Below are 12,335 nucleotides of genomic sequence, written 5' to 3'. Positions count from 1 at the left end.
GGACGGTGCCCGCCGGTTCCAGCAGCCGGCCGGGCGCCCTTCGGCACCGCCCCTTCTCCCCCGCGCCTTCGGGCGTACCAGCCGAGGAGCAACCGCACAGTGAGTACTCCCGAGCAGCCCGGTGAGCAGCCCGCCGTCGATCCGCCGGCCGGCGCGGCCGGCCCGAGCGCCACGGACGCGGGCGTGGACGGTGACGGCACGGACACCGATACCGACACCGACGCCGCGGCGACGTCGGCGGTGGGCCGGCTCGCGGCCACCGTGGAGCGGCTGCGCAACGAGGTGAGGGCCGCCCAGGCCGAGGCCGACGGGCGCGCCCTGGTCGAACTGGCCAAGGGCATCCTGATCGAGCGGCTGCACTGCGGGCCCGTACAGGCGGCCCGCCAGCTCGCCGAACTGGCGGAACAGTCGAAGGTCACTCCGCTCGAGTTCGCCGTCGAGGTCATCAACCAGGCGGCGCGCGACCGGCTGTCCGAGGTGACCACGGCCTTCCTGGCCGCGACCAGCCGGCCGGAGAGCTCCGAGGACGGCTCGGACGGCTCGTCCGCCGTGCGTCTGCGGGAGGCCGAGAGCGGGGCCCTGGCCGCCGACGACACCCAGTCCGTGGCCGACTCCCTGCTGCAGCACGCCCTCACCCCGCTCGGGGCGGTGGCGGTGGCCATCTGGGCGGCGGGGGCGGACGGTTCGCTGACCCTGGCGGGCAGCGCCGGTTTCCCCGCGGCGGAGGCCGGACGCTGGCGATATGTGCCGCCGGGGGTGGCCACCGTCGCGCGGCGCGCGCTGTCCGGCCGTGCCGTGCAGTGGACCCGCTCGATGGCGGACGCGGGCATCCCGTCCATCGGCCACGGTCAGCACCGCGACGGCGGACGGGTCGCCGTCCCCGCCGGGACCGGCGGCCGCGTGCACGGCGTCCTGGAGATCGCCTGGCCCTCCCCGCTGGAGCCGCAGTCGCCGCAGGTCGTCCGCCAGGTGGAGGCGCTGGCCGAGCTGTGCGCGCACACCCTGGAGACGCACACGCTGCCCGCCGACGGCCCGTACACGGGCACACCGCGGGTCACGGCCGACGTCTCGGAACTGGTCGACCTCGTCGACGGGCTGCACGATCCGGCACTGGTGCTCGTGCCGCACCTGTCCGCCGACGGTCAGCTCGCCGACTTCCGCATCCACCACGTCAACAGCCGGTTCCTCGATCCGGCGGGCCGGCCGCGCGGCATCGTCCAGGGGGCGCTGCTGCTGGAGGCGTACCCGATGGCGGCCGGGCAGGGCGACCTCTTCTCGAGCGTCGAACGGGTCTACGCCACCGGGGAGCCGTTCCGGGCGCACCGGATGGACCTGACGGCGCTGATCGACCAGGTGCCCGTGGCTGCGGTCGCCGACATCAACGTCAGCCGGCACGGCGACAGTGTCCTGCTGATCTGGCGGATCGAGGACGAGACAGCCCGGCTCGCCAGTCTGCTGCAGCACGCACAGCGGCTCGGCAGGGTCGGCGGCTTCGAGGAGAACCTCCTCACCGGCGAGATCACCTGGAACGACACCCTGTTCAGCCTCTACGGGCGTCCGCAGTCCAGCGCCCCGGTCCCGCTGGAGGAGCTGGCCGCGCACGCCCACCCGGACGACGCGGTCATGATCGGCCGGTTCCTGCGGACGGTGCTGCACCAGCGCCGTCCGGCCACGGCCGCCTTCCGGCTGCTGCGCCCGGACGGCGTGACCCGGCACATCCGTGTCGTCGCCGAACCGGTGCTCGACGCGGACAGCCGGCTGTTCGCCGTGCGCGGTGCGTGCCAGGACATCTCCTCCCAGCACTGGACGGAGGTCGCGCTGGCGGCCACGCGCGACCAGCTCGCCCACACCGAGCAGCAGGCCCATGAACGGGCCCGGCTGACCCTGCAGTTGCAGCACGCGATCATGCCCCCGACGCGGGCTCCGCTGGAGGCCCCCCGCCTGGAGGTGGCCGTCCGCTACCGTCCGGCGGAGACCGAGCAGCTGGTCGGCGGCGACTGGTACGACGCCGTGGTCCTGCCGTCCGGTCTGGTCCTGCTGTGCGTGGGTGACGTGGCCGGTCACGGGATAGAGGCGGCGACCAGCATGGTCGTCCTGCGCAACGCGCTGCGGGGTCTCGCGGTGACCGGTGCGGGCCCCGGGCAGCTGCTGTCCTGGCTCAACATCGTGGCGCACCATCTGACGGGCGCGGTCACCGCGACGGCGGTCTGCGGGCTGTACGACCCTCAGCTGCGCACGCTGCGCTGGGCGAGGGCCGGCCATCTGCCGCCGGTCCTGGTGCGCGACGCGGAGGCGAGCGCGCTGCCGCTGGTCAAGGGGATGCTGCTGGGGGCGGTGCCCGAGGCCGCGTACGAGGAGGACGAGGTCCAGCTGGCGGCCGACGACACCCTGTTGATGTACACGGACGGCCTGATCGAGCGCCGTGACCGTTCGGTGGAGGAGTCGCTGGCCCAGCTGCTGACCACCGCGCGCTCGGCTCCCTCGACCCTGGACCACCATCTGGACCGGCTGCTCACGTACAGCCGGTCGGACACCGACGACGACACCTGCATCGTCGGCATCCGGGTGTCCTGAGGCGCCCGCGCGGCCGGGGCCGGGTCAGATCGCCGGGCGGCCCCGGGCGCTCTCGAACTCGGTCAGGGCCGGACCGTCGTGGTTCCAGGGCCATGCGGTGACGGTGTTGCCGAGCGCCTCGAAGGCGGGGACGGCCTGCTGGCGCCGGTCGGCGGCGGTCAGGGCGTAGGCCAGCAGGTTCAGGTCGGCGAGGGCGCCCGCGTGATGGAAGAACGCCTGCTGCGGCCAGGTGTGCCAGACCCGGTCGAGTGCCTCGGTGGCCGGCGCTCCGGTCCAGTGGTTGCGGGCGACCATGGGCTCCACGCCGCCCCGGGTCATCAGTGCGTGGTACTGGCGCACCTGGGCGGTGAGTTCGACCGCCGCGCACGGCGCGTTCGCGGGCATCCGGGCGCGTACGGAGTCGACGAAGTCGAGGACCTGCACGCGCGATCCGGCCTCCTCGGGCGAGAGGTAGCCGAGCATGCCGAGGTACGCCTCGCGGTGCCAGCGGTCCCGCGCCAGGATCTCGTTCCACAGGCCGAAGACGTCGGACTGCCGGTAGCGCTCCACGCGGGCCACACCGAGCAGGACCACCCACGGCGCGGGGTCCTCCGGTGCCAGCTCCGCCGCGAGCACGCACTGCTTGGCCGTGGACGAGGCGTCCTCCATCGCCCCCTCGGCACGGCCCCGGACCAGCGCGGACCAGGCGTCGAGGACCAGCGCGGTCGCGTCCCGCGGGTCGCGCGACGCCCAGGCGGCCGGCAGCCGGGACCCCGACAGCTGGTCGGCCAGTACGGACAGGCGGTGCGCGCGGCGGTCCCAGTCCGCGGGGTGCGCCTCCATGAACCGGGCGAGTTCGCTCACGCGCGCGTCCGTCGGGGCGACCGGGCCCGACCCGACCGTCCTCCGCAGGGACTTCAGCACTTTGCCCAGCTCCCCGTCGTCGAGCTCCGGGGCGAGGCGTGCCTTGTTGCGGCGGCTGGAGAGGAAGGGCATGGGCCGAATGCTATGAGTGACACCCCGTCGCACAAGGTGTACAGCCTGATCGTTACCGGATCACGCGCGTCCGCGGCGTTGCCGCCGGTCACCCGTCGGCGACTTGATCGACCGGATTAGGCTCTCGGCATGGAACACACGGAGATCATTCTGCGAGCCATCGGTGTGCTGACCGAGACGAACGCGATGACACGCAGGATCGCCCGGGAGGAGAGCTCCGACATCGACACGGGCGAGAGCCAGCTCGGCTCGCTCGTGACGGAGGTCTTCCCGTCCGTGGAGGTGCCCGCGGACGCCGGCCCCGCCGAGGCCGGGCAGGCCGTCGCGGACGCCTACCTCCCGGCCACCATCTCCCTCGTCGGCGCCTTCGCGTTCCTGTTCTCCGAGCTCGCCGAGGTGCACGACGCCGGACGGACCGACATCACGACGGCCGAACTCCTCCAGAACCTCGCGCTGCGTCTGTCGCAGGCGGACGAGGAGTCCTGAGTCCCGCTCCCCCGCCGGTCCACCGGCCGGTCGGCGGGCCGCTCCGCATGGTCGGCGGCCTGCTCCGCGCGGTCTCCGCGCGGTCAGCGGGCGTACGCGTCCACGGGCGGCCGGGGCCGCCGGGCAGAAAGCAGCCCCGCCGGCGGTCTCGGGGGGGGTTGGACCGCGGCGGGGCTGTGGGCTCGGGGGTGCCGGGGGGGGGGAGGGCTCCCTCGAGCTGCTTGGAAGTGCTGGTGCCCCCCTTCGGGGAACCCATGCCTGCCGGAACACAGGTTTTTTCGGTCTCCTTGCCTCATCGGCCGAAACCGTCGCCTCCGGCGTCCGCTGACCCGCGCCCACGACCGGTCGTCCAGCCCGTCCGCCCCTGGTCGCGGGCGCCGATCGGTGATTGGCTGTGCCCGTCCGTCCGATCCGGCAACGGGAGCGTTTCAGCCATGAGCACTGTCCCCACCTACGAGTACAAGGTCGTCACCTTCCGGGAGTCGCTGGTCGGTGACGCCCTGGACAGCGGAAAGCTGGAGAAGCTGCTCAACAAGCACGCCGAGGACGGCTGGGCGCTCAAGGCGATCACCTCCGCCGACGTGAAGGGCCGGATCGGCCCCGGCGCCGTCGAGGGACTGCTGATCACCTTCGAACGCCCTCGCGGCTGACGCGGCGGCGGCGCCGTCCGGGTCAACGGCCCGCGTGTGCGGGCGCGTCGGTCCGGCGGGGCCCGCTGCCCCGCCCGTCGTCGGCCCGGCGCGTCCAGCCGTACAGGACCACCGAGCACAGCGCCGCGACCGCGCACCAGGTCGAGACGAACTCCAGACGCCACAGGGCCCAGCAGATCAGCGCGCCCACGCCGAGCAGGACGCCGAGCAGCACCAGCCGGCGGTCACCGGCCAGCAGCAGCGAGCCGATCGTGGCCAGGAGATAGCCGGCGATCGCCGCCTGCGCGTACGGCACGTCGATGGCGTAGCCGACGGTGTGCCCGCGGATCTCGGCGGTCACCGGGCGGGTGGAGAGTCCCCAGGTGAGCAGCGTCGCGGTCGCCGCCCCGGCCGCGAGCGGCACCGCCAGGCGGCGGCGGGCGTGCCGGGGTGCCGCGCACATCACGGCGGCCGGCACCCACAGGGCGAGCAGGGGCAGCGCGATCACCGTCCACAGGAGTGTGGCGGGCCCGCGGCCGCCTCCCGCGTGCCAGACGGCCGCCTCCACCAACTGGTGCGCGCCGAGCAGCACGGGCAGCGCGGCGAGCGGAACGTCGCGGCGGTCACGGGCCCGGGCGACACAGGCCACGCCCGCGGCGGTCACGGCGGCGCCCGCTACCAGATCGGCCTGCGCACTCCAGCACATGCGGGTCACCCTCCGTCGCACGACGGTGCCGGTCCGCTCCCCGGCGCCGGTGCGGCCCTGCCGGGCATGGCGCAGCCGGCCCGCCGGGGCGCTGTGCGCCGGTCAGAAGGCATCGGCGCGTACGTGCGGCATCACGCTGCTCGCCACCCGGTAGCGGCCGTTCGGCACCCGGTCGCCCTTGGTGACGTGCACCGTGAGGGGCCCCGCCCACTCGTAGTCGTGGCGCTCCCCGTGCCGCACCAGGCTGTCGGCGAGCACCTGGCCGACGTGGCCGCGGCTGCGGCCGAGTTCGTCGTGGACGGACTCGGCCAGCTCGACGTCGTAGGCGTTGGGGACCACGACGCGGCTCTCGCTGCACACCACGGCGTGGCGGTCGCACTCCTGCCTCAGGGCTTCGACGATCTCGACCGGTTCCTTGTTCCTGACCTGTGCCAGCAGCCCCTTTCCGAAGTCCTCCAGCGCTCGCTCCCAGTCGGTGAGTGTGCTCACGGCCCGGATCTCCTCCTTCGTCCGCCCCCGGTCGGTCTTCCTACGTCTTCGTGCCTCTTCGTGCGTCGGGCGATGGCGCCCGTGGAAGCGGGTGCCCTGTCGGCGGCGGTCGACGCGTCCCGCACGGCGGGCCGAAAGCCGTGCCCGCGGGCCATCGAAGCGTCCGGACCGGGTACCCGGCCGGTATGACCGACGTCGTGGACTCCGATGAGCTGTTGCGGCGCATCCAGCGCGCCCGGGCCTTCGCCGTGCGGGAGGAGAGGGCGTGGCGGGCCCGCAGCGACGAGCTGGGGGAGGGCGATCCGGGCGGGGCGCAGGAGGCCTCGGTACGGGGATGCGCCTTCGAGACCGTGCGCAGGGTGCTGGACGAGATCGTGGCCCCGGGCTCCCGCCCGCCGGACGGGCAGGGCGGCTGACCGCTCCACGCCCCGCCCCGTCCCTTCTCCCGGGAACGGCAGCGCCCCGTTCCCGGGCCTCCGTATGCCCGCGTCCCCGCGTGACGCCCCGCGCGTGATCCTCACGGACGCGGAGCGGCCCGGGCCGGCCGCGCCCCGGACAACGGCCCGGACATCGCCCTGGCATCGCCCCGGACAACGGATCGGAAACGGGCCGGACCGCGCACGGACTTCGCCCCCGCTCCGCACCGGGGTCGGCTAGATTCGAGATCTCTCGATTCCCGTGATTCCCGGCGAGGTTCACGTTGAGGTGATGTCTGGAGCGGCGCATGCACCGGTACGACGTTTCTCTCCCCGGCGTGCCCTCGACGCAGGGAGGACTCGCCGACGCTCTCTTCGACACGGCGCGCCGTGACCCCGGCCTGCCGCAGATCGCCCGGCGCTCCACGGGCGCGGGCACGGCCTGGACCCCGGTGACCGCGGCCGAGTTGCGCGACGAGGTGGTCGGCCTCGCCCGCGGGCTCGTCGCCTCCGGCATCCAGCCGGGCAACCGCGTGGCCGTCATGGCGCGCACCAGCCCCGAGTGGACCGCGCTCAGTCTGGCGCTCTGGTCGGTGGGCGCCGAGATCGTCCCGATCTACCCCACGTCCTCGCACGAGCAGGTCGCCTGGATCCTCTCCGACGCCGACTGCGTGGGCGTCGTGGTGGAGGACGAGGAAGGCATCATGACGGTCGGCTCGGCCTGCGCGTCGCTGCCGCGCATGCGCCACGTCTGGCAGCTGGACTCGGGTTCCCTGACCCAACTGGCCGAGCGCGGCCGGGCGGTGCCGGAGGCGGCCGTCGACTCGCTGCGCCGGATCGTGCTGCCGGACTCCACCGCGGTCGTCGCCTACACGTCGGGCACGACCGGCCACCCCCGGGGCTGCGCGCTCTCCCACCGCGGCCTGGCGAGCCCCTGCGACACGCTGCTCGCGGGGTGGCGGCAGACGGCCGCGCCGCCCGGTGAGCAGCCGGCCATCCTCGCCTTCCTGCCGTTCTCGCACGTGTACGGCCTCATGATCCAGCAACTCTGCCTGCGCGGCGGAATGCTGCTGGGGCACGAACCCGAACTCCGCACGGAGGCCCTCGCCGAGTCCCTGCTGTCGTTCCGCCCGACGTACCTGTACGCCGTGCCGTCCGTCTTCGAGAGGCTCTACAAGAACTTCCTCCGTGCGGCCCAACAGGCGGGCCGAGGCGCCCTGTTCGAGCGGGCCGTCGGTACGGCACGGGACTTCGCCGCGGCCGTGGAGCGACAGCGGCTCGGTGCGGGGCCGGGGCCCGGCCTCGATCTGCGGCTGCAGCACGCCCTGTACGAGAAGGCGGTGTACCGCAGGCTGCGCTCCGCCCTGGGCGGAAGGATCTGCGGCGCGGGATCGGGCGGCTCGCCGCTCAACCGTCAACTCGCGCTCTTCTACTCGGGGATCGGGATCCCGCTGCACGACGGGTACGGGCTGACCGAGACGGGCGGCGGTATCACGGCGCAGCCGGTGGGGCGGGAGAAGTTCGGCACGGTCGGCCGCCCGCTGCCGGGCACGGAGGTACGCGTCGCCGAGGACGACGAGATCCTGGTGCGCGGGCCGTCCGTCTTCCAGGGGTACATCAACGACCGCCGGGCCACCGAGGCTTCGCTGCGCAACGGCTGGCTGGCCACCGGAGACCTCGGCCGGCTCGACTCCGAGGGCTATCTGACCATCACGGGCCGCAAGAAGGACATCATCGTCACGAGCGGCGGCAAGAGTGTGGACCCCGCCGCCCTGGAAGAGCGTCTGCGGGTCCATCCACTGGTCCATCAGGCGGTGGTGGTGGGCGACAACCGTCCCTGCGTGGGCGCGCTGATCACCCTGGACCCCGACTTCCTCGCCCACTGGCGTACCGCCCGCGCGCTGCAGGGGGACACGCCGGCCCGGGCGGCGCGTGAGGAGAACGCGCTGCGGGAGGAGATCGCACGGGGGGTCGCCGCGGCCAACAGCACGGTGTCGCGCTCCGAGTCGATCCGGGTGTTCCGGGTGCTGCCGGAGCCCTTCGATCTGGCGGGCGGCCTGCTGACGCCCTCGATGAAGCTGCGCAGGGACGCCATCGCCGAGCGGTTCGCCGTCGAGATCGACGCCATGTACCAGTCGTCCCCGCGGGCCTCGAAATCGTATCCGCCTCAGGACCCCTCGCTGTGGGAGGAGTCGGACAGCGTCTTCGGCTGACCGGCGTCCTCGGGTCTGCCGGGCGTCTCGCCGGGTACCCGGCTGCTGTCGGCGACGGACGGCTGCACGGCCGTCCGTCCGGCGACCGACGGATCACGGACGACGGCATCGGAGGGTGACAGTGCCTGTCAGCGCGATGGGGTGGGCCCATTCGTTCCCCATGTCGGGCGGCGTGCGGGCGGGCAGAGAGTGGACGCGCCGCCAGTTGTCGTCCCTGCCGTGGACGGCCGAGGAGCCGGAGACGGTGGACTCGATCGTCCTCGCGGTGTCCGAGCTGCTGACCAACGCCCATCTGCACGCCCGCAGCGACGCCCGTCTGATGCTGACCTGGGACGGGCACTGCCTGCATGTGAGCGTCCACGACGAGGACCCGTCGCTGCCGACGCCCAAGAGCCCGGCGAGCGGAGCCGTCTCGGGGCGTGGCATCAACATCGTGCGCTCGCTCGCGGACAGTTGGGACACGTACTGCCAGCGGCACGGGAAGACCGTCACCGCCTGCTTCCGGCCGGCCGCGCACCATCGGGAGCACGGCTCCGACTGACACGCCCGCCGCGCCCGGCCCCCGCGCCCACACAGTCCCCCGTTCGGGCATTCATGGACATAATGGGCTCGGCGTACGACGAGTGAAGAGAGGCGACCGTGACCGGCACCCCGACGCACGGACTCAACGACGACACGACGATCCCCGCCCTCGGCCTGGGCACCTACCCGATGGACGACGCCGAGGCGGAGCGCTCCGTCTCCCGGGCCCTCGAACTCGGCTACCGGCTGGTCGACACGGCCACCAACTACCGCGACGAGACGGGTACGGGCCGGGGCATCGCCCGCAGCGGCGTGCCCCGCCACGAGGTCGTCGTCACGACGAAGCTGCCGGGCCGGCACCACGGGTACGAGGAGACGCTGGCCTCCTTCGAGGAGTCCCGGCGGCGGCTGGGGCTCGACCACGTGGACCTCTACCTCATCCACTGGCCGCTGCCGCGCGTCGACAGGTACGTCGACTCCTGGAAGGCGATGATCAAGCTGCGCGAGGACGGCCTCGTCCGGTCCATCGGCGTCTCGAACTTCACCCCCGGACACATCGAGCGGCTGGAGAAGGAGACCGGGGTCCTGCCCGCCGTCAACCAGGTCGAGCTCCATCCGGACTTCCCGCAGGACGAGTTGCGGGCCTACCACGCCGGCAAGGGCATCGTCACGGAGAGCTGGAGCCCGCTGGGAGGCGGCTCCGGGCTGCTCGACGACCCCGATCTCGCGACCATCGCCGACGCCCACGGCGTGACGCCCGGCCAGGTGGTCCTGCGCTGGCACACCCAGCTCGGCGCGGTACCGATCCCCAAGTCGTCCGACGCCGGCCGCCAGCGCCAGAACCTGTCCGTCTTCGACTTCGAGCTGACTCCCGGAGAGCTCGCGGTCATCTCCGACCGCCCGAAGCGGCGCATCGGCGGCGACCCGGAGCGCCACGAGGAGTTCTGACCCCGGCGCCGCACCCGATCCCGGCGGAGCCACGGGACGTGCCATGCTGGGTGGACGGACCATGATCGAACAGGGGTGCACGGCGGAGTGAGGACAGCGAAACGGCCGGGCCGGTCCATGACCTGGGACCGTTTCGCGGCCTCCGATCCGGGGCTGCTGCGGCTCATGGCCGGGCTGCGGACCGTGGGCGCGATCGCGCTGACCCTGGTCGTGCTCGGAAGCCTGGGCGTCGGCGTGACCCGTCTGGTGGCCGGTGCCATGACGGCCATGGTCGCCACGTTCGCGATCAGGGAGAAGGAGCGGCGCCCGCAGGCCGTCACCCTCGCCTGCGGGTTTCCCGTCGCTCTCGTCGCCATGTCGCTCGGCGCCCTGCTGCACAGCCATGTCGTCGCGGGCGACCTGTTCTTCATCGCGCTGATCTTCGCCGCCGTCTACAGCCGCCGCTTCGGCGACCGGGGCACCGCCCTGGGACTGATCGGGTTCCAGGTCTACTTCGTCTCACTGTTCGTCGGCGCCTCCGTGTCCGGGCTGCCGCCGATGTACGGAACCCTGGCCGTGGCGTTCGCCGCGAGCGCCGTGGTGCGCTTCGCCGCCGTCCCGGACACCCCGGAACGGCTGCTGGGGCGGCTGCGCGGGGCCTTCAGGGTACGGATGGCCCAGCTGGTGTCCGTGTACACGAAACTGCTGGACGCGGAACCCGAGCAGCTGGAGAAGGTGCTGGAGGACGTGCGGCGGCGCACCGCCCGCCTGCACGAGACGGCCCTGATGATCCAGAACAGGCTGGAGGAGGGAACCCGGGACAGCGCCACGGCGGCGCTGGTGCAGCGGCGCATCGCCGACGCCGAGATCGCCGCCGAACGGCTCGGCGTCCTGCTGCTCAACGCCCGCAGCGCCGAGCGGGCCGACACGCTGACCCTGCACCTGCCCAACGCTCCGGTGCCCCCGGCGGGCGGCAGGCTCCGCGCCCACGACGACATCACCGCCACGCTGCGCCGCGACCTGACGGCACTGCGGCTGCTCGTGTCCCGGCCGGTCGCCGACGGCGGGGGCACGGCGGTCGCCCACGTGCGCAACCGGCTGCTCGGCTACCGCGACGAGGACAATCTGCCGCAGGCCTCGATGGCCGTGCAGGACGTCTTCCGCGGTATCGGCGAGGCCGCGCGCGCCGTCCTCGGACTGCGCCTCGCCCTGGACGGCCCGCAGGACGAGTCCGACGACACGCCCGCGACGACCCGCTCCCGCGAGGAGCTGGACGCCGAGGACATCGCCATCGCCGGCGCGGAGGAGGACGAGCCCGAGGAGGACCGTACGGGGCTGGAACGGCCCACGACCCGGGCGGCGGTCCAGGTGTCGGTGGGGTCGGCGCTGGCCATCGTCGGCGGCGAGTTCCTGTCCAGCCAGCGCTGGTACTGGGCGGTGCTGACCTGCTGGGTGGTCTTCCTGAACACGTCGTCCACCGGCGAGATCCTCGTCAAGGGCTACCGGCGGCTGCTCGGCACGGTCCTCGGTGTCGTCGCCGGTGTCGCCCTGGCGGGAGTCGTCGGCAACCACACGTGGACCGCGTTCGGCCTGGTCCTGGTGTTCATCTTCGCGATGTTCTTCACCGCGCCGCTGTCGTACGCCCTGATGTCGTTCTTCGTCACGGCGATGCTGGGACTGCTGTACACGCTGCTCAACACCTACAGCTTCTCGGTGCTGGTTTTGCGTGTGGAGGAGACCGCCCTCGGCGCGGTGTGCGGCATCATCGCCGCGGCCGTGGTCCTGCCCGTGCACACGGACCGCCGCACGGACGAGCTGCTCGCCACGGTGCTGATGCGGTTGTCCGACGTCACGGCGGCGGCGGTGGAGCAGCTCAGCGGCGGCCCGGCGGCCGATCTGCTGGACAAGGCGCGCGACCTCGACACGGCGCTGGACGATCTACGGTCCTCGACGAAGCCGCTGACGCATCCGATCACTCCGCTGCGTGCCCGGCGGCAGACCGCCCGCTACGTGGTGGCGCTGCTGGAGACGTGCGCGTACCACGCCCGTTCCCTGGCGGCGACCGCGGAGCTGGTCCCGTACAGCAGGACCATCGCCGCCGACCCCCGGCTGCGGGCCGCGGGCAGGCGCATCGCCCACAACATCGGCGTGCTCGTCGCGCACGTCCAGGACGAGGATGCCGTCAGCGCGCTGGAGACGGGCGCCAGCATCGCCTCCATGCTGGAGGCCGGCGGTTCCCGGGAGGTGCGCCACGGCAGCATCACCCACCGCGTGCTGCGTCATCTGCAGCGTCTGGACGAGCAGGTCGTGGGGCTCGCGCGTCCTCTCGGCGTCACCGTGGCCTCGCGCCCGAAGTCCCCGGAGCGCACGGGCACACGGTGACACCACCGCACGCCGG

At 73.2% G+C, this 12,335-nt stretch carries 11 protein-coding genes; 8 read left to right on the top strand and 3 right to left on the bottom strand.

Annotated features, from left to right (window positions below; genetic code table 11):
* Positions 1 to 99: 99 nt before the first annotated feature.
* Positions 100 to 2,574, top strand: coding sequence for a SpoIIE family protein phosphatase (locus tag ACFY93_RS15880; protein WP_391358476.1), 2,475 nt, complete (start codon positions 100 to 102; stop codon positions 2,572 to 2,574).
* Positions 2,575 to 2,598: 24 nt separating this feature from the next.
* On the opposite strand, the gene ACFY93_RS15875 is transcribed toward ACFY93_RS15880, so the two are convergent.
* The gene (locus ACFY93_RS15875) at positions 2,599 to 3,549 is read right to left on the bottom strand and encodes a hypothetical protein (RefSeq protein WP_391358473.1); all 951 of its coding nucleotides are present in this window, start codon (positions 3,547 to 3,549) and stop codon (positions 2,599 to 2,601) included.
* 129 nt (positions 3,550 to 3,678) lie between these two features.
* Between ACFY93_RS15875 and ACFY93_RS15870 the strand changes: the two genes are divergently transcribed.
* Complete coding sequence (locus ACFY93_RS15870) at positions 3,679 to 4,035, top strand: hypothetical protein (RefSeq protein ID WP_391358471.1); 357 nt, start codon at positions 3,679 to 3,681, stop codon at positions 4,033 to 4,035.
* Between the two features lie 434 nt (positions 4,036 to 4,469).
* Entirely contained in the window at positions 4,470 to 4,685 is a 216-nt protein-coding gene (locus ACFY93_RS15865; protein WP_391358470.1) for a DUF4177 domain-containing protein, read from the top strand.
* Between the two features lie 22 nt (positions 4,686 to 4,707).
* On the opposite strand, the gene ACFY93_RS15860 is transcribed toward ACFY93_RS15865, so the two are convergent.
* Together ACFY93_RS15860 and ACFY93_RS15855 are read right to left on the bottom strand one after the other, a co-directional pair.
* The gene (locus ACFY93_RS15860; RefSeq protein WP_391358467.1) at positions 4,708 to 5,370 is read right to left on the bottom strand and encodes a DUF6629 family protein; all 663 of its coding nucleotides are present in this window, start codon (positions 5,368 to 5,370) and stop codon (positions 4,708 to 4,710) included.
* Between the two features lie 102 nt (positions 5,371 to 5,472).
* Entirely contained in the window at positions 5,473 to 5,859 is a 387-nt protein-coding gene (locus ACFY93_RS15855; RefSeq protein ID WP_391358465.1) for an FhaA domain-containing protein, read from the bottom strand.
* A gap of 185 nt (positions 5,860 to 6,044) precedes the next feature.
* Here ACFY93_RS15855 and ACFY93_RS15850 point away from each other — a divergent pair, with 185 nt between their 5' ends.
* The 5 genes from ACFY93_RS15850 to ACFY93_RS15830 all read left to right on the top strand — a co-directional run bounded on the left by ACFY93_RS15850 (position 6,045) and on the right by ACFY93_RS15830 (position 12,319).
* Positions 6,045 to 6,275, top strand: a complete 231-nt coding sequence (locus ACFY93_RS15850) for a hypothetical protein (RefSeq protein ID WP_391358462.1) — start codon at positions 6,045 to 6,047, stop codon at positions 6,273 to 6,275.
* Between the two features lie 308 nt (positions 6,276 to 6,583).
* Complete coding sequence (locus tag ACFY93_RS15845; RefSeq protein WP_391358461.1) at positions 6,584 to 8,488, top strand: AMP-binding protein; 1,905 nt, start codon at positions 6,584 to 6,586, stop codon at positions 8,486 to 8,488.
* 136 nt (positions 8,489 to 8,624) lie between these two features.
* Positions 8,625 to 9,029 (top strand): ATP-binding protein, encoded by a 405-nt coding sequence (locus ACFY93_RS15840; RefSeq protein ID WP_391358458.1) that lies wholly within the window; start codon positions 8,625 to 8,627, stop codon positions 9,027 to 9,029.
* A 98-nt stretch (positions 9,030 to 9,127) separates the two neighbouring features.
* Positions 9,128 to 9,958: an aldo/keto reductase gene (locus ACFY93_RS15835; protein ID WP_391358455.1), complete on the top strand. Its 831-nt coding sequence runs from the start codon at positions 9,128 to 9,130 to the stop codon at positions 9,956 to 9,958.
* A 117-nt stretch (positions 9,959 to 10,075) separates the two neighbouring features.
* Positions 10,076 to 12,319, top strand: coding sequence for an FUSC family protein (locus ACFY93_RS15830; RefSeq protein WP_391358452.1), 2,244 nt, complete (start codon positions 10,076 to 10,078; stop codon positions 12,317 to 12,319).
* The last annotated feature ends 16 nt before the right edge of the window (positions 12,320 to 12,335 follow it).

It is taken from the genome of Streptomyces sp. NPDC008313 (assembly GCF_042956125.1).
Taxonomy (GTDB): Bacteria; Actinomycetota; Actinomycetes; order Streptomycetales; family Streptomycetaceae; genus Streptomyces.
Note: the sequence above shows the minus strand (reverse complement) of the source record. Positions and strands in the feature narration are given on the sequence as shown.